Source organism: Maribellus maritimus (genome assembly GCF_022267315.1).
In the GTDB taxonomy this organism is placed as follows: Bacteria; Bacteroidota; Bacteroidia; order Bacteroidales; family Prolixibacteraceae; genus Draconibacterium; species Draconibacterium maritimum.
In genome coordinates this window covers 1-17,793 of sequence record NZ_JAIKLE010000023.1, presented here as the reverse complement: position 1 = coordinate 17,793, position 17,793 = coordinate 1, and the positions used below count along the sequence as shown (strand labels likewise).

The following is a 17,793-nucleotide window of genomic DNA, read 5'->3' as shown; positions in this document are numbered from 1 at the left end:
TTTGTATCCATAAATTTCGATGAAAACAATTATAGAAATATGGAAACAATAGAAAACAAATTTTATGAAGGGGAGCGGCCACTGTTTGCAAAGAAAGATTTACACCTGGTAAAGGTAGAAATTGGAGTTGGAGAATCAGCACTAAAAGAAGCAAGCAACATAAAAGCTACCGCATGTAAATTTGGAGGGAAATACCCATTCTGGCACAATACAAACAGCATTATTGAGGATTCATTATTTACACCTGGCGGACGTGCTGCCATTTGGTATTGCAAAGACCTTCGTATGGTGAATACCCGGGTAGAAGCCCCTAAAATGTTTCGCGAGATTGATGGATTATACCTTGAAAACGTTGAGCTCACTGATGCACAGGAATGTACATGGTGGTGTAAAAACATCCGGTTTAAAAATGTAAAAGTGAAAAATGGCGATTACATCTTTAAGGATAGCAAAAACATTAATATAAACGAACTGGAGCTTCAGGGAAACTATGGCTTTCAGTATGCCAAAAATGTTGAAATTCACAATTCTCATATTCATTCAAAAGACGCATTTTGGAATACCGAGAATGTAACGGTTTACAATTCGGTTATAGAAGGCGAATATTTGGGATGGCACTCGAAAAACCTGCGCCTGGTAAATTCTATTATTGGTGGAACACAACCTTTGTGTTACGCTCAGAACCTAATTATGGAGAACTGTGAAATGAAAGAGAATGCTGATTTGGCATTTGAATATAGTACTTTAAAAGCTGAAATAAATAGCCCGATTACAAGTGTGAAAAATCCGACAGAAGGTGAAATTTTAGCACAAAGTATAGGTGAGGTTATTTTTGATGAAAACTGTAAAAATCCGGGTGGCTGCAAAATTATAGTTGAAACAGCAGTTAATGTTTAGTGATTATGCAAAACAATTTTGATAAAAAGATAAAACGCAGAGGAAGCAACTCTTACAAATGGGATTCAGACAAAAAGGGTGATGTACTACCGATGTGGGTGGCTGACATGGATTTTAAAACGGCTCAACCGATAATTGATGCGCTTGCAGAAAGAGTCCATCACGGAGTGTTTGGTTATGCTAAAGTGCCAGATGATTATTACAATGCAGTAATCCGTTGGTTTGAACGCAGACATAACTTTAAGGTTGAAAAAGAGTGGATGATTTATACAATTGGTGTAGTTCCGGCCATTTCTGCAACCATTTTAGCACTGACAGAACCGGGAGATAAAGTAATAGTGCAGGAGCCGGTATACAACTGTTTTTTCTCGTCGATTCGGAATAATAAGTGCGAGAGTTTTTCCAACGACCTGATCTGTAAAGATGGAAAATATACCATCGATTTTGAAGATCTGGAACAAAAAGCGTCCGATCCAAAAGCGAAGTTGATACTTTTATGCAATCCGCATAACCCGGCAGGCCGTGTTTGGACAAAAGAAGAATTGGAGCAAGTAGGTGAAATTTGCCTCCGAAATAATGTAATTGTGGTAGCGGATGAGATTCACTGCGATCTGGTTCACCCGGGATATACTCACATTCCATTTGCGTCGTTAGGCCAACAATTTTTGGAAAACTCGGTAACCTGCACCGCCCCCAGTAAAACATTCAACTTAGCCGGCTTGCAGGTGGCCAATATTTTTGCATACGACCCCGAAATTCGAAAAAAAGTGGATAAGGCGATCAATATTAACGAAGTATGCGATATCAGTCCGTTTGCCGTTGAAGGATTGATTGCAGCTTACACGCACGAAGACTCAGAGAAATGGCTGGATGATTTAAGAGCTTACTTGCGGGACAACTACCTTTTGGTAAAAGATTTCTTTACCGAAAACTTTCCTCAATTCCCGATTTTACCACTGGAAGCCACTTATTTGGTATGGATCGACACCTCTGTTTTAGACATTAAATCGGAGAAGCTTACCGAACTTCTGATAGAAAACGGAAAGGTTTGGCTGAACGAAGGAACAGTATACGGCGATGCAGGTGAAGGTTTTATGCGCATGAATATAGCATGTCCGAGAGACGTTTTGCATGAGGGATTGAATAGAATTAAAAAGGCTTTTGATAAAGTCATCGCACAGAATTAATTTTGATTGTTGTGCGGTTTTTCTTCAAACATTTGAATAAAATTTTCAATTGAAAAGAAGTACTTACCTGTTGTCGCTCATTCAAAACGGGCAGACAATGACATTTATGCAGCAGTTGCATTTGGCGGTACTGTTGAGTGTCCCGGCCATTATTGCACAATTTTCATCCATCATCATGCAATACATCGATGCGTCGATGGTTGGAAGTTTAGGCGCAAATGCCTCAGCGTCAATTGGTCTTGTTGTCTCATCAACCTGGTTGTTTTGGGGAATATGTACTACCGTCGCAGCAGGTTTTTCGGTGCATGTTGCCCATCTTATCGGGGCAAAAGACCGGATAGGAGCACGAACGGTATTAAGACAGGCCATTGTGTCTACCCTGTTGTTTAGTTTTGTTTTGGTAGTAATAGGAGCCTTGGTTAGCCAGAAGTTACCTTACTGGCTGGGCGCAGATGCATCCATTGCAGAAGACGCCTCGAAATACTTTCTCATTTTCATATTATCATTACCGGCACTGCAGTTGAATTTCCTGGCAAGCGGCATGCTGCGTAGCAGCGGCAATATGCATATTCCGAGTATTCTAAATGTGATTATGACTGTACTCGATGTAATTTTTAATTTTTTCCTGATATTTCCTTCAAGAGAAATCCACCTGTTAGGAGCAGATATTTTTGTTTCGGGAGCCGGACTAGGAGTTGTTGGCGCTGCCCTGGGAACGGCCATCTCATATTTTGTTACGGCTATTTTATTGTTGTTGTACCTGATTACGAAAGATAAAAATTTACGCCTCACCCAAGAAAATGGGAGCTTTGTACCCAAAAAAGCAGTACTAAAAAAAGCGCTCAAGATTAGTTTACCTATGACGATGGAGCACATAGTTATAATGGGAGCGCAAATCATGTCAACGGTTATTGTTGCTCCGTTAGGTATTGCTGCTATTGCCGCCAACTCGTTTGCGATTACAGCCGAAGGACTGTGTTACATGCCCGGCTATGGGATTGCTGAAGCAGCCACAACATTGGTCGGCCAAAGTATTGGAGCAGGAAGGAAAGAACTAACCAAACGTTTTGCGCACATCACGGTTTTTATGGGAATGGCAGTGATGACTGTTATGGGAGCTATAATGTATTTTGCCGCTCCTTTGATAATGGGCTTTATGACATCCGTCCCAGAGGTTGTATCGTTGGGAGTAATGGCCTTACAAATTGAAGCTTTTGCAGAACCCATGTTTGCAGCGTCAATTGTGGCCTATGGTGTTTTTGTTGGTGCCGGAGACACGTTTATTCCGAGCATTATGAATTTCTCGAGCATGTGGGCCATCCGTCTTACTTTAGCTGCCCTACTGGCTCCGGTATTGGGACTAAAAGGAGTATGGATAGCGATGTGTATTGAATTGTGTTTCCGCGGTGCAATCTTCCTGTTCAGGTTATTTAAAGGGAAATGGCTGAACAAATCATTATAATGAATTTGAAAAAGCCTTTTCAAAAACTCTTCCCCAAAAAACATATTCCGTAATACGGGTAACCGAATCAGTGATAATGGTAAAATACTTTATAGTATTCTATTTAAATTTGTAGCAACCATAAAAAAGTGAAAACGAACAATATAAAGCACATGGAAAACAACAAAATACGAGTAGGATTTATTGGATTAAATCCTGATAGCCACTGGGCAGCAACCGCTCATATTCCAGCATTGAAATTATTGTCTGACAAGTTTGAAGTTATTGGTGTAGCAAACAGTTCACCTGAAAGTGCACAAGCCACTGCGAAAGCGTTGAATCTTAAGTTTGCTTTTGATAATCCATTGGCATTGATTCAATCTCCTGAAGTTGATCTTGTAGTGGTAACCGTGAAAGTTCCTTATCACTTCGAGTTGGTAAAGGCGGCTTTGGGAGCAGGTAAACATGTGTACTGTGAACATCCGTTGGGTAATGGTTTGGAAGAAACGAAAAAGCTCACAGAGTTAGCTGAAAGTAAAGGTGTGGTTGCCGTTGTAGGAACGCAAATGGTAAATGCTCCCGAAGTTCTATACCTTAAAAAACTGATTGAAGACGGGTATGTTGGCAAAGTATTATCAACTACATTAATCGGCTCTGGCTGGAATTGGGCCAATGAAACGGTAAAAGATCTTTATTATTTGTTTGACAATGTCAATGGAGCTAATATGTTAACAATTCCTCTAGGACATACTTTGGCTGGATTAACCAGTGTTTTGGGTGATTTTAAATCGCTAAAGGCTAACATGTTCAGCAATTATACAACTGTAAATCTAGCAGATACGGGTGAAGTAAAACCCAAAACAGCTGAAGACCAGATTTTGGTTATCGGTCAATTGGAAAACGGAGCAGCGGTCTCTGTTCATTATCGTGGAGGACTTTCAAAAGGAATAAATTTACTTTGGGAAATCAATGGAACAGAAGGCGATATCCAGGTTACCGGCGACAACGGACATGGCCAAATGATACAACTTTCAATAAAAGGAGCTAAAAGTTCGGACGAATCACTTCAGCCTTTGACACCTCCGGCTGAGATGTATGAAGGATTACCTGATAATTCCGTAGTAAGAAACGTAGCTCAGATCTATAAACTTTTGGCTGAAGACATTCGGAGCAATACTCGTAAAGCACCAACCTTCCAGAATGCTGTAAAATTGCATGAGTTGTATGATAACATCGAAAAATCAGCCAGGAATAATAACTGAATTATTTTTGATAATAGTCTGTCCGGAACATTGGAATTACTCGAATAAATAAAATTTTTTAATTTTAGTAGAACCAACTGTTATTTAGTGATTTAATTGCCTTGTATTTGCACTATAAATTAAAATTTTCAAAATGAAAAAATATTCAATTTTAATCTCTATTGCTCTAATATTTTTAATGACAATGGCCTGTTCCGGAGAAAACTTAGACAGCTTACTTGATAATACAAATGATAATGAACAAAATACGACTACAATGAATATCAAAATTGGAGATACAATTCTCAAGGTAACACTTGCCGATAATTCTTCTGCAGAAGCGCTTATAAATGCACTGACAGAAGCACCGATAACACTGGAAATGCGGGACTATGGCAATATGGAAAAAGTAGGTTCTCTGGGCAGAAGTTTTCCCAGAAACGATGAATCGATAACCACTGAAGCCGGTGATGTTATATTATACCAGGGAAATGCTTTGGTAATTTATTATGCGCCCAATTCGTGGTCTTTCACAAGACTTGGAAAGATTGAGAATATAACTCAATCTGAACTAAAAAAAGTTCTTGGTGCCGGCAATGTGACTGTCACATTATCATTATCAGAGGACAAATAACTGATTGCCCCATCCTCCATTAATAGAATCAATTATAAAATATTGTTTGTCAACTGATTGATCATAAATTAAATTCCGTAATATGGGTAGCTGTCTCCGTAATTTAGGTCATTTTATTTGGCTTCTTCTATCGATATTTGTAAAGTAATTTTATACCTGTTAAAAAAGACTTGCTTTTATAAGTTCAAAAAAGAAAAGCTATGAGATTCATTAAGATTAACATATTAATATTCGTTATAAGTTTGATAGCCATTCATATTTCGGCTCAGGGAACAAAAATAACCCTAACTGTTAACGGAACAACTGAGCTGACAGCCACTTTAGTGGAAAATTCATCTGCTTCTGCATTAATAGAGTTACTGAAAAACAATTCATTAACGATAGAAATGCGTGACTATGGAAATATGGAAAAAGTAGGCAGCATTGGAACAACGTTACCACGAAATGATGAACAGATTACAACCGAACCCGGAGATATCATATTGTATCAGGGAAATGCATTGGTCATTTATTATGCTCCCAACTCCTGGAATTTTACACGACTTGGAAAAATTGACAATATTAATCAGGAAGATTTAAAAGCGTCATTGGGAGATGGTGATGTAACAGTTACTTTAACTCTGTCCGATACAGTAACAAGTTTAGAGGAGAATAAAACCGGTGAAAACGATTTCCGGGTATATCCAAATCCGGTTGATGACTATTTTGAAGTGAAAGGCGATTTTGAAACCATAACACTTATGAATATGAAAGGCCAAACAATTTATAAAACACAAGAAAACGTTGTTGATATAGGTAGTCTGACATCAGGAATATATTTTTTAAAGATTGAATCACGAAATAGGGAAGCAGTAATCAGAAAGGTTGTTAAACGATCATTCTAACAAGAAATTGCACCTTATAAATGAACAAATTACGCTATATAATGATTTTATAATTAAACAACATTCTGGATATAAGTCACTTAATTAGAGCTTATCAGAAGTATAATCAAAGCAAAGCGAAAAAGCTATAAAAACAATGAAAATAAAAATAACAACTAATGGAAATGTTATCAAGGCTACGCTTAACAATAGCGAAGCAGCCAAAGACTTTGCCTCTTTTCTTCCATTAACTCTTAATTTGGATGATTATGGCCAATCAAGTAAAATTAAACACCTTGACAAACCACTTAAAACCGGTGAATCACCATCAGGTTTCAATCCAAAAGCAGGAGATATAATCTACTTTGCTCCCTGGGGAAACCTCTCCATTTTTTACAAAGATTTTGGTTATGCCAGCGAATTGGTAAAACTTGGGAAAATAGAAGGTGATATAAGCATCCTAAAAACCTCTGAAGAATTGAAAGCTACTATCGAAATTGTTAAATAAATAAAAATAAGGATTATGAAACATTTATCTATTAAAGCCCTTATCGGCATATTGGCTGTTTTATTTTTAAACAGTTATAGTAATGAAAGTAAAGCTCAAAAGGTTGAACATGTTTTTGAGAAAGGCCAACTGGCACCATCAAAATTTTTTACAGGTAATGTTTATGTTACAGGTTTAATAGAGAACGATGATGTATTTACAACTGCAGGCGGTGAAGTTTTTTTTAAAGCCGGCGCCCGCAGTAACTGGCACTCGCATCCTGCCGGTCAAATTCTAATAGTAACAGCCGGCATTGGTTACCATCAAATTAAAGGACAACCCATCGAAGTTATTCACAAAGGTGATGTAGTAAAATGTCCACCGGATGTAGATCACTGGCATGGAGCATCAAAAGATGCCAGCATGAGTCATATCTATATTGTGCCAAATACTGAAAAAGGTATTGTGGAGTGGAAAGATGCAGTAACTGATGAAGAATATTTAAAGCTGAATTAAAACAGAAATGAGCAGGAATATTTTTGATCGCCTCCAGTCGGGAGAAGCAGTGCCGTATACAGACCCACAACATTTTCAAATTAGTGAAGTTGCTGAGTGCACCACCAAGTTGTTGATCGAACTTAATGCAACTGCCGATACTAAAAAAGTTCGTAAGCTTTGGGGCGAAATATCCGGCATTCCGCTTGATTCAAGTTCGATGATTCAGGTACCTGTTTATATCAATATTGGGAAGTTTACCCGAATTGGGAAAAATGTTTACATCAATCATCTGTGCTCTATGCTCGACATGGGAACCATAACAATTGGCGATAATGTATTGATTGGCCCCAAAGTCAATATCTTAAGTGAAGAACATCCGGTAAATCCGAAAGAGCGACAGGCGCTTATAGTTAAGCCGGTTATAATAAAAAATGGCGCGTGGATAGGTGCCGGAGCTACAATTTTGCCAGGTGTTACCGTTGGCGAAAATGCAATAGTTGCCGCTGGAGCTGTTGTTAATAAAAATGTACCGGATAATACGATTGTTGGAGGCATTCCGGCAAAGTTTATTAAAAATATTGACAACCATTAAACAAGTTTGGAGTATAAGAAAAAAATAAAATGATGAACAAAAAACAATTAAACAAAAAACAGTCGAGAAGAGATTTTATTCAAAAATCGGCGATAGCTGGTGTTGGTGCCAGTGTTTTATTTAATAATCCAATAAATGTTTTCGCACAAAACAGCAACTCTGTTGAGGGTGGTGCCGGTCAAAACATAAAATCAAAAGGATATGCTGCCGTCGATACATCAGGGAAACTTCAGCCCTGGGAATTCGAACGTCGACCTGTGGGTGATAATGATATTTTAATTGATACCAAATATGCAAGCATTTGCCATTCGGATATTCACCAGATGAAAGGTCATTGGGGACCGCAACAATACCCTCAGGTTCCGGGGCATGAAATTGTTGGAATTGTGGCTGCAGTTGGTAAAAATGTAACCAAATTTAAAGTGGGCGACCGAGCCGGTGTAGGTTGTATGGTCGACAGTTGTATGGAATGCGACAGCTGTACACATGGCGAAGAGCATTACTGTGAAAATGGTCAAACGCTTTTCACCTATGGTTACCCTGATAAAAAATCGCCTACAGGAATTACCCAGGGTGGTTACTCAACTAGCATTGTTGTACGCGACCATTTTGCCGTTCATATTCCTGATCATATCAGCCTTCAGGAAGCTGCCCCTCTTTTATGTGCCGGAATTACTACCTATTCACCGTTGATGAAAGAAGATTTTAAAATTGGAGATAAAGTGGGGGTTGCCGGTATTGGCGGATTGGGGCACATGGCAGTAAAACTGGCTGTATCAAAAGGTGCCGAAGTGTATGCATTTACTACCTCACCCGATAAAGTTGAGGATATCAAATCGTGGGGTGCAAAAGAAGTTATTGTTGTAGATAATGCTTCTAAAAACATGCAACCTTATAATAAGAAACTGGATTATATGATTTGTACCATTCCTTACCAGTTTAATGCGGCACCATATGTATCGTGTGTAAAACCAAACGGCAACTTTACGTATGTAGGAATGCCTGAAGGATTTCAAATCAACCTCAGCAACATCACATTAGCTGCCACACGGGTTAACTTTAATGCTTCGTTGATTGGTGGAATGCCGGAAACACAGGAAGTGGTTCATTATTGTGCCGACAATGGTATTAAACCGGAAATTCAGATGATTTCTGCCGATGAAATAAACGAAGCATGGGATAAAGTTGTTAATAAAGAAGCACGTTATCGTTATGTGATTGACGCGGCAACATTTTGATATTGAAATAGTTAGAGAAAAAGTAAATTTATTAAACAGACCAAAAAGATATAGTTATGATTTTAAAAGAAAATTTTACGCTGGTAAATGGCGTTGAAATCCCAAAATTAGGATTAGGAACCTGGTTTATTAGTGATAACGATGCCGTACAGGCCGTAATAGATGCTGTTAATCTTGGCTACCGCCATATCGATACAGCCCAGGCTTACCAGAATGAAAACGGAGTTGGAAAAGGACTCAAAGACTGTGGTGTTAAAAGAGAAGAATTGTTTGTAACTACAAAATTGGCAGCGGAAGTAAAATCGTATGACGAAGCTGTTGCATCCATTGATAGTTCGCTTAAAACTTTGGGCCTGGACTACATTGATCTGATGATTATTCACAGCCCAAAGCCCTGGATGGAATTCCATAGCGATGATTCCTATTTTGAGGGAAACCGTGAAACATGGAGAGCACTTGAAGAAGCTTATGAAGCCGGGAAACTTCGCGCCATTGGGGTTTCAAACTTTGAAAAAGCTGACATCGATAACATTCTTGAATCATGTACTGTTAAACCAATGGTCAACCAGATTTTGGCGCACATTAGTAACACGCCCAAAGAACTGATTGAATACTGTAAGAATAATGACATTCTTGTTGAAGCATATTCACCAATCGGACACGGAGAATTAATGAAAAATCAGGAAGTTAAAACTATAGCTGACAAATACGGTGTTTCTGTTCCACAATTAGGTATTCGTTATTGTCTTCAGCTTAACACACTTCCTTTGCCAAAAACGGCAAATCCGGCGCATATGAAAAACAATGCCGAAGTGGATTTTGTAATTTCAGATGATGATATGCATGTTTTGCTAAACATGGAACAAATTGAGGATTACGGTGAGGCAAGCATGTTCCCTGTGTATGGAGGAAAGATGAAATAAATAATAAAATTGTATCATAACAGCCTTTCGGAAATTCGAAAGGCTGTTTTTAATTAATACTAATATGCCACATATTCAGATTAAATTAATAGAGGGTAAAACCGAAGAACAAAAACAAAAGCTAGCAAAAGAATTAGTAAAAGCCGCTCAAAAAGTCATTGGATTAGGCGACGAATCTTACTCCGTGGCGATTGAAGATTTTACCTTCGAAGAATGGAAAAACGATGTTTATCCTAAAGATATTATGGAGAGAAAAGATATACTCTACAAAAAACCCGGTTATAAAATGTAAAAAACAGAAGAATGACAGGAAACATCACTAGTTTAACAATAGAAGAAATTGAACAGATAGCACAAAAGGATGATTTTCATATTGCCCCTTTTCGGGAAGACGGAGAAACCTATGGAACACCTACATGGATATGGGTTGTAATGGTTGATAATCAGCTTTATGTGAGAGCATATAATGGAGTAAATTCCAGATGGTACCAGTCGGCCATAAAACAAAAGGCAGGAAAAATTGAAGCCGCAGGTATGGTAAAAGAGGTTCAGTTTGAACCAGTAACCGGAAATATTAACGAAAAAATTGACGATGCTTATCGTGAGAAATACAGTAATAGTCCATATTTACAATCCATGATAAGTAAAAGGGCAAAAGCAGCAACCGTCAGGGTATACAAGGAAGATAATCGAAATGAATAAGGAGCATCGGCAGGGATTGTTTGCCGTATTTTTTGCCAATACTTTTTTTGGATTAAATATTCCGGTTACAAAAGCGTTAATGGCAGATTGGATGACCCCCATGGGATATACAGCCACCCGGATGATTTTTGGAACCCTTGTTTTTTGGGCGCTTGGAACTTTTTTTAAAAAAGAAAAAGTTGAGAAAAAAGATTTGATAGTCATGTTACTGGGAGGCCTTATTGGCTATCTGGGAACGCAATTCTTATTTTCGCAATCGCTTGAGTACACATCTCCGGTAATTTTTGCTTTGCTAATGGCCTTAACACCGGTAGTTGTATTAATACTTTCTGCCATTTTCCTGCAGGAGGTCATCCCCTTTCAGAAAGTTTTTGGCATAGGGATGAGCATTTCGGGAGCGGCCTTAATTATTCTGTTGGGAGCAAACGGAGAAGCGAACGGTTCAAACAATTTACTGGGTATCTTTTTCGCTCTCTTTTGTGTTTTTGCCTATTCTGTTTACCTGGTAATAACCCGTAAAATTTCAATAAAATACCAACCGGTTACCATTGCAAAATGGATGTTTCTCATATCTGCTGTTGTAGCAATGCCCTTTGGCATTTTCGAATTCCAAAGCCAAAAAATATACACAGTTGAAACAACAGGACTGGCTATTTCTTTACTTGTATTTGCGTTGTTATTTTCTTCAGTGCTGGCATTTTTTCTGATGCCTTATGCCTTGAAAAGACTCGAGGCAAGTACGGTAAGTATTTTTATGAATTGGCAACCCATCGTAGCTTCTATCCTTGGAATTATTGTCGGGCAGGATATGTTGACTTGGGATAAACCACTTGCTTTGTTTCTGGTTTTAGTAGGAGTTTATCTGGTGACGAAGCGAAAATACAGGAAGGTAAAAGAAAAGAACAGAAAATTACTGCTTCTTCCCGGTAATATAAAATTTAGAGTGAGAAAACATAACTGAGAAAATAAAATTCACTCCCGAATTCAGTTTCAATTCAGTCACATTAACCTAAAATTTTTCCGCTCCTCTTAGGTAAAAAGCCTGGACTTTTTGCTGCTTGCATAAAATTCCGACAAATTCTATTTCAAATGTTTTTAGCCAATTTTTTTGCCTGCCATGGGGCCGGGTTTCAGGCTGTGAATTTCTTCAATATGTAACAGGATTACAGCCTTTGGTTTGGGCATCCCTGCCTTAAGCGACATTTCAGCTGATTTATCATAAATCTCGCCGTCAATAATAACTTCCGGAGTTCCAATAAAACGATATCCGTCCATTACATCGCGATTAACAACAGCTGTCGCTATTTTCGATCCGTCCAGAATATTTTGATATGTTGTTCCTCCTACTCCTTCAGAAAAGATCAATGTTTCATCGTTAAAAACACGTGTAGAACGTTTGGGCGCATTGTTGGGTATTCCACCTTTACTAACAGTTGCATGAAAGCATTGATGACTCATTACCATCTCTTTCATTTCTGGTGTTAACTGTGACATAATTATATCCTCCTTTATATATTTATTTAGCTTAAACTATCGGGCTAAATTAGTGGATTTGTTACTAAAATTTTTTTACAAATGTTAAATTCTTTTTTTACAAGCAGGAAAAAAGTATTTGAAAAAAATTACATTCGATTCGCTCTGTTTTTTATTTTATACACGCATCGGTTTCCATTTTCTACGATGTACTCAACTCTCTCCATTTCGTATTCCGAACCAACCAATTTTCTAAAGTTGTGTAACTCCGAGCGACAGAATCCTTGGCACTCTGTAGCTGCCGCACAAATGGGACAATGGTTCTCAATTAAATAATATGCATTATCTTCCTTTTTCCATTCAGCCATATAACCTTCCTCTGAGCGCATTTTGCTCAAAATATTCAGCTTTTGTTCAAGCGTTTCTGAACCTTTCATCTCTTTCTCATAGCGGTTGTACACAGTTTCTTCTCTATCGCTGATAAGTAGATCCAGTGCATTATCTCCCAATAGCTTTTTCACCGATCTTAACAATTGAACCGTGACATCAGCATGCGTGTCCGGAAATCGGGATAAGCCTTTGTCTGTAAGTGAGTAGTATGTTGACGGACGACCAACACCTTCACTCTTTTCCGTTGCTTTTACAAGATTTGCATTAGAGAGGTTAAGCAAATGTTTTCTTGCTCCCTCTTTGGTAACGCCAAGTTCTTCCGAAATAAGAAGCGCTGTTGCTTCACCCCGCATCTTTAGTAACATTAAAATACGTTCTGACGAATTTTTTTTCATTTTATTTAACAACATTTAGTTGTTTTATTGGTTCGGTGTAAAGATAGTGAAATATGTTTTGAAATGCAATTTAAGAGTTGTGTATGGGGGTTTGTCAATGAATCATAGATAAAATCAATTTAATATTTAGCAACTTTTTGGTTGTTTTATTATTTCATTTTGTAATTTTGCTACCAGTTAATAACAATAAAAAATATACATAATGAGCAAATTTAATTTACCGGCTCTTCCGTATGCAACAGATGCCTTGGAGCCACATTTTGACAATGAAACAATGACAATTCACCATCAACGTCACCATCAGGCGTATGTAAATAACCTGAACAATGCTGTTGAAGGAAGTGAAGCAGAAAACAAAAGTCTGGAAGAAATAATCAAAGAAGTAAGTAAATACAGTAAAGCAGTTCGTAACAACGGTGGGGGACACTACAATCACTCACTCTTTTGGGAAATCTTGTCACCAACTCCTCAGGCAAATCCTGCTGGAAAACTGGCAGAACAAATTAGTGAAGCTTTTGGCGATGTAGACAACCTGAAAGCTGAAATTAAAAAAGCAGGTTTAGGACAGTTTGGTTCTGGTTGGGCATGGCTTTACGTAAAAGCTGACGGTTCTGTAGCAGTTACCGCAACTCCAAACCAGGACAATCCGTTAATGGATGTTGAGTCAACAGACAAAGGCTACCCAATTTTGGGAGTTGATGTTTGGGAACACGCCTACTACCTTAAATATCAAAACAAAAGAGCAGATTATCTTGATGCATTCTGGTCAGTTCTTGACTGGGCTTCAGTAGAGAAAAAATACGAAGAAGCATTGTCGAAAATCTGAAAAAACTGGTTTGTTGGTAACATTAAAAGGAAAAATCAACTTTACAATAGTACAAAAATTGGCCTTGCTAAAATTACGCAGGGCCTGTTTTTCCCTGATTTCCAATTCGAAAAATAGAAAACGACAACAGCAAGCCCAGTGCAAAACTTTAACCAAATCCATAATCAGAAAAAATGAAAGCCTTAGTATTTAACGGAGCCATGGAAAGAAAGCCTCAATCAACACCTGTATTACTTTCCACCTATTTATCCAACAAATTGCAGGAGTTAGGGATTGAAAACAACATTTTCAATTTAGCTGATGCCGGAATTCCTTTGTTTGATACAGTAGTTACAAAAATTCCACTTTCGGTAGAGTTAATGAATCAACAATTTCTGGAAGCTGATGTACATTTTTGGCTGGCTCCTTTATATCACGGTAGTATTCCCGGGGCAATGAAAAATTGTCTAGACTGGCTTGAGTTGAGTTCAAAAGCTCCCCAGCCCTATCTCACCGACAAAAATATAGGCATGATTTGCTGGGCAGATGGTATTCAGGCCATGCAGGGAATTAATACGATGGATGCTATTGCAAAAGCATTAAGAGCCTGGCCTGTTCCGTTTAGTGCTCCATTGGTTAGAAGTACGCTTTTTGATGCTAAAAATCCAACTGAAATTACAGCCGCCAATAAAGAGAAGCTAAACCTTTTAGTCAACTTGGCTACCAGCAGAAAAGTTGAGTTACGCGAAATTCATGCACCGGTTGCAGGATAAGTAATCATCATTGATCAGCACATTTCTGTTCATTTCCCAAACTTTTTGTTTAGATCAATATCGCACTCTGTGAAAAATTGTCAGTTAGACTTTTTAAGCAATCCATCACAAAATATAAAGCTATATTCCAGTAATTTATAGCTGTTTTCTATTTTATATACCCCAATTCCCGTTTTTTATACAACATTCCGTAATCGAGGTATTTCTAACCGTTATTTTGGTAATTTTATTAGACTGCTAATAATGACATTTGCATTGTGAAACTTTCATAAATGTTTGAAGTTGAACAATTCTAAAAAACAAAGTGATGGACAGAATAGAACTAAGCAAAAAAAAGTTTGAAGAATTATTTGGACAACACACTGGTCCGCTGGCAGAAACTGATCCGGATTTGCAGGAAATGCTAAACCGTTTCATTTTCGGCGAAGTCTTCTATCAGGGCGATTTAAGCGACAAATTGCGTGAGTTAATTACGATAGTTGTACTAACAACCAATCAAACGCTCGAGCAATTGCAGGCACATGTTTTTGCGGCTTTAAATATTGGAGTGTCGCCGGTTGAAATTAAAGAAGCCATATACCAATGTGCACCATATTTAGGTTTTCCAAAAACACTAAATGCCATTAATAGAACCAACGAGGTTTTTAAGGCAGCTAATATTTCGCTACCGGTTGAAGGCCAAAAAACAGTGACAGAAAAGACCCGTTTTGATGATGGTTTGAAAGTGCAAAAAAGCATCTTCGGCGAGATAATCGACAAAATGCACGAAATGGCTCCCAAAAACCAGAAGCATATTCAAAACTACTTATCTGCATTTTGTTTTGGCGATATTTATACCCGCGGAACACTGGATTTAAAAAACCGCGAACTACTCACCCTTTGTATTTTAAGTGCACTGGGAGGTTGCGAAAGTCAGGTGAAATCGCACGTAAACGGCAATCTAAGCGTTGGAAACGATAAAAACACCATGCTTACAGCGGTAACACAATGCTTACCTTACATGGGTTTTCCAAGAACATTAAATGCGTTGGCTTGCATTAATGAAGTAATACAAGAAAACAAATGAGCCCTAAATCCCCTAAAGGGGACTTGCCTTGTTCCCCTTCAGGGGCCTAAAATAAAGGCAATGTTTAATTAGACAACATTAGAATAAAAACATTAAATAATAGGAGGATTTCAAAATGAGTGAATTTAAACAACCATTTCCATTAGGACAGAAAAACGATGCATATGCAGAATACTTTACAGGCCAAAGCTATCTGGCAGTATTAACCTTGGAAGGAGTTCCTTCATTCAACGTTACATTTGAACCGGGATGCCGCAACAACTGGCACGTACACAATGGCGGTGGACAAATTTTGTTTTGCACTGCCGGAACAGGATGGTACCAGGAAGAAGGCAAGCCTGCCCAAAAATTGAATCCGGGCGATACAGTGAATATCCCAGCCGGAGTAAATCACTGGCACGGAGCAGCAAAAGACAGTTGGTTTGCACACATCGCATTGTCAATCCCGGTTGAGGGATCGACCACAGAATGGAACGGCCCGGTTACCGACGAAGAATACAACAAACTAGACTAAGCAACAAACAGAGTACAATTTAGAAAACAGAAACAATTAAGTAATTAGTCATGAAAAAACTATTTGCAATGGCACTGCTGTCAGTCGTTGTACTGTCGCAGGCATATTCAAAAAACAAAGAAACAAACAACAAAACAGAGATGAAACAGACAGAAGAGCATTACACTTTTGAATTAAGTGATAAGGTTACCCGAGAAAAAGTAACTTTCAAAAACCGTTATGGAATCACCCTTGCAGGTGACTTGTATTTACCGAAAGACAGAGGAACAGAACGACTACCTGCATTGGCAATCAGTGGTCCTTACGGAGCCGTAAAAGAGCAATCATCAGGGGTATACGCCAACCAATTCACACAGCGCGGTTTTGCTGTGGTAGCTTTCGATCCTTCTTATACAGGAGAGAGTGGTGGCGAGCCTCGTAATGTGGCATCACCTGATATTAATACTGAAGATTTTAGCGCAGCTATCGATTTCCTCGGAATTCAGCCCTTTGTTGATCGTGAGAAAGTTGGAATTATGGGTATTTGTGGTTTCGGTGGTATGGGCTTAAACGCTGCAGCTGTTGACAAGCGTGTAAAAGCAATTGCAGTTGCCAGTATGTACGACATGTCGCGCGTAACTGCTCGTGGTTATTTTGATAGCATGACTCCGGAGCAACGTTCACAAATGCTGGAACAATTGGGCGAACAACGCTGGAAAGATGTTGAGAACGGAGAACCAGCATACGGAGCTGCCGGATTACCAGAGGCTGATCAGTTAACCGGTGAAGAACCAGAATTTGTACAAGGTTACGTTAACTACTACAAAACAGAGCGCGGATTCCACCCACGTTCGATTAACTCAAATGATTCATGGACTGCAACCAACTCATTATCATTTATGAACATGCCCTTGCTTACGTACATCAACGAAATTTCACCTCGTCCGGTGTTGATTATCGCCGGGGAAAATGCACACTCGCGTTACTTTAGCGAAGATGCATACAAAGCAGCAAACGAGCCAAAAGAACTGATGATTATACCGGGTGCCGTTCATACCGATTTATATGACAAAGTAGATGTCATTCCTTTCGAAAAGCTGGAATTATTCTTCAAAGAAAATCTGAAATAAAGATTTGTAAACGGCATATAAACATAGTGTTAAAGAGGCTGTCCTCTAAAAATGTAAATTGGACAGCCTTTTTTTAACCCCTTGCGAATGAGTATCTTGAAAGGCAAAGGAGTAGTAACTTTCATGTATTATAATTAGAATGTGGTTTTGTCATTGCCTGAATAGTATATGTTCTCGAGGGAAGATTGCCGGTGTGCTGAGCGGATATTGAAGAAGCAATAACATCAGATACGCAGAAGAAAGGTGAAGGTAAACTCCAGAAAAGTATTGACTTCAACTTTTTTAGAAAAAGAAAAACGGGCTGTATTCTTTAAAAACAGAAAAGTAATTGCCAGGTCAAAAAATTTAATGGATGACCTTTGCGTGAAGAATGACATAAAGAAAGAAGCAAGAGGAAGATAGAAGTAAATCACAATTTTAACAGTTTGAAGCAAATTGCCAAACAAAATTTTAAGTAAAAAAGGTATTTTCGACACTGTTTCACAAAGTGTGTAAATTAAAAATACCGAGGGTTTAGCTATTTATAGCTGGACCCTTTTTTCAAATATGACTAAGAACTGATTTA

21 protein-coding genes are annotated in these 17,793 nt (G+C 38.4%); 19 read left to right on the top strand and 2 right to left on the bottom strand.

Annotated features, from left to right (window positions below):
- Positions 1-39: 39 nt before the first annotated feature.
- From K5G00_RS18905 to K5G00_RS18840, 14 genes are all read left to right on the top strand, one after another.
- Entirely contained in the window at positions 40-897 is an 858-nt protein-coding gene (locus tag K5G00_RS18905; RefSeq protein ID WP_238767755.1) for a DUF3737 family protein, read from the top strand.
- A 5-nt stretch (positions 898-902) separates the two neighbouring features.
- On the top strand, positions 903-2,084 hold the full coding sequence (locus K5G00_RS18900; RefSeq protein WP_238767754.1) for a MalY/PatB family protein: 1,182 nt from the start codon (positions 903-905) through the stop codon (positions 2,082-2,084).
- 49 nt (positions 2,085-2,133) lie between these two features.
- Positions 2,134-3,546 (top strand): MATE family efflux transporter, encoded by a 1,413-nt coding sequence (locus K5G00_RS18895; RefSeq protein WP_238767753.1) that lies wholly within the window; start codon positions 2,134-2,136, stop codon positions 3,544-3,546.
- A gap of 128 nt (positions 3,547-3,674) precedes the next feature.
- Entirely contained in the window at positions 3,675-4,787 is a 1,113-nt protein-coding gene (locus tag K5G00_RS18890; protein ID WP_238767752.1) for a Gfo/Idh/MocA family protein, read from the top strand.
- A 133-nt stretch (positions 4,788-4,920) separates the two neighbouring features.
- Positions 4,921-5,400, top strand: coding sequence for a cyclophilin-like fold protein (locus tag K5G00_RS18885; protein ID WP_238767751.1), 480 nt, complete (start codon positions 4,921-4,923; stop codon positions 5,398-5,400).
- A 200-nt stretch (positions 5,401-5,600) separates the two neighbouring features.
- Positions 5,601-6,284 (top strand): cyclophilin-like fold protein, encoded by a 684-nt coding sequence (locus K5G00_RS18880; protein ID WP_238767750.1) that lies wholly within the window; start codon positions 5,601-5,603, stop codon positions 6,282-6,284.
- A gap of 136 nt (positions 6,285-6,420) precedes the next feature.
- Entirely contained in the window at positions 6,421-6,771 is a 351-nt protein-coding gene (locus tag K5G00_RS18875) for a cyclophilin-like fold protein (protein WP_238767749.1), read from the top strand.
- A gap of 15 nt (positions 6,772-6,786) precedes the next feature.
- Complete coding sequence (locus K5G00_RS18870; protein ID WP_238767748.1) at positions 6,787-7,266, top strand: (R)-mandelonitrile lyase; 480 nt, start codon at positions 6,787-6,789, stop codon at positions 7,264-7,266.
- A gap of 7 nt (positions 7,267-7,273) precedes the next feature.
- On the top strand, positions 7,274-7,840 hold the full coding sequence (locus K5G00_RS18865; protein WP_238767747.1) for a DapH/DapD/GlmU-related protein: 567 nt from the start codon (positions 7,274-7,276) through the stop codon (positions 7,838-7,840).
- A gap of 29 nt (positions 7,841-7,869) precedes the next feature.
- Positions 7,870-9,078, top strand: coding sequence for an NAD(P)-dependent alcohol dehydrogenase (locus K5G00_RS18860; protein ID WP_238767746.1), 1,209 nt, complete (start codon positions 7,870-7,872; stop codon positions 9,076-9,078).
- 56 nt (positions 9,079-9,134) lie between these two features.
- On the top strand, positions 9,135-10,001 hold the full coding sequence (locus K5G00_RS18855) for an aldo/keto reductase (RefSeq protein ID WP_238767745.1): 867 nt from the start codon (positions 9,135-9,137) through the stop codon (positions 9,999-10,001).
- A gap of 64 nt (positions 10,002-10,065) precedes the next feature.
- The gene (locus K5G00_RS18850; RefSeq protein WP_238767744.1) at positions 10,066-10,293 is read left to right on the top strand and encodes a tautomerase family protein; all 228 of its coding nucleotides are present in this window, start codon (positions 10,066-10,068) and stop codon (positions 10,291-10,293) included.
- An 11-nt stretch (positions 10,294-10,304) separates the two neighbouring features.
- A complete protein-coding gene (locus K5G00_RS18845) occupies positions 10,305-10,703 on the top strand; it encodes a DUF2255 family protein (RefSeq protein WP_238767743.1) in 399 nt (132 codons plus the stop codon).
- Positions 10,696-11,664: a DMT family transporter gene (locus tag K5G00_RS18840; protein WP_238767742.1), complete on the top strand. Its 969-nt coding sequence runs from the start codon at positions 10,696-10,698 to the stop codon at positions 11,662-11,664. Before K5G00_RS18845 ends, K5G00_RS18840 begins: the two co-directional genes overlap by 8 nt.
- A gap of 134 nt (positions 11,665-11,798) precedes the next feature.
- Here K5G00_RS18840 and K5G00_RS18835 read toward each other — a convergent pair whose 3' ends face one another.
- Positions 11,799-12,176: a pyridoxamine 5'-phosphate oxidase family protein gene (locus K5G00_RS18835; RefSeq protein ID WP_262921396.1), complete on the bottom strand. Its 378-nt coding sequence runs from the start codon at positions 12,174-12,176 to the stop codon at positions 11,799-11,801.
- Between the two features lie 149 nt (positions 12,177-12,325).
- Positions 12,326-12,961, bottom strand: a complete 636-nt coding sequence (locus K5G00_RS18830) for a helix-turn-helix transcriptional regulator (protein ID WP_238767740.1) — start codon at positions 12,959-12,961, stop codon at positions 12,326-12,328.
- A 202-nt stretch (positions 12,962-13,163) separates the two neighbouring features.
- On the opposite strand from K5G00_RS18830, the gene K5G00_RS18825 reads away from it, so the two are divergent.
- The 5 genes from K5G00_RS18825 to K5G00_RS18805 all read left to right on the top strand — a co-directional run bounded on the left by K5G00_RS18825 (position 13,164) and on the right by K5G00_RS18805 (position 17,228).
- Complete coding sequence (locus K5G00_RS18825) at positions 13,164-13,787, top strand: superoxide dismutase (protein WP_238767739.1); 624 nt, start codon at positions 13,164-13,166, stop codon at positions 13,785-13,787.
- A gap of 173 nt (positions 13,788-13,960) precedes the next feature.
- A complete protein-coding gene (locus K5G00_RS18820) occupies positions 13,961-14,539 on the top strand; it encodes an NADPH-dependent FMN reductase (protein ID WP_238767738.1) in 579 nt (192 codons plus the stop codon).
- 307 nt (positions 14,540-14,846) lie between these two features.
- Positions 14,847-15,605 carry a carboxymuconolactone decarboxylase family protein gene (locus K5G00_RS18815; RefSeq protein ID WP_238767737.1) on the top strand — a complete coding sequence of 253 codons (759 nt, stop codon included), beginning with the start codon at positions 14,847-14,849 and terminating at the stop codon, positions 15,603-15,605.
- 115 nt (positions 15,606-15,720) lie between these two features.
- Positions 15,721-16,119 (top strand): cupin domain-containing protein, encoded by a 399-nt coding sequence (locus K5G00_RS18810; RefSeq protein WP_238767736.1) that lies wholly within the window; start codon positions 15,721-15,723, stop codon positions 16,117-16,119.
- A 50-nt stretch (positions 16,120-16,169) separates the two neighbouring features.
- A complete protein-coding gene (locus K5G00_RS18805) occupies positions 16,170-17,228 on the top strand; it encodes an alpha/beta hydrolase (protein ID WP_238767735.1) in 1,059 nt (352 codons plus the stop codon).
- The last annotated feature ends 565 nt before the right edge of the window (positions 17,229-17,793 follow it).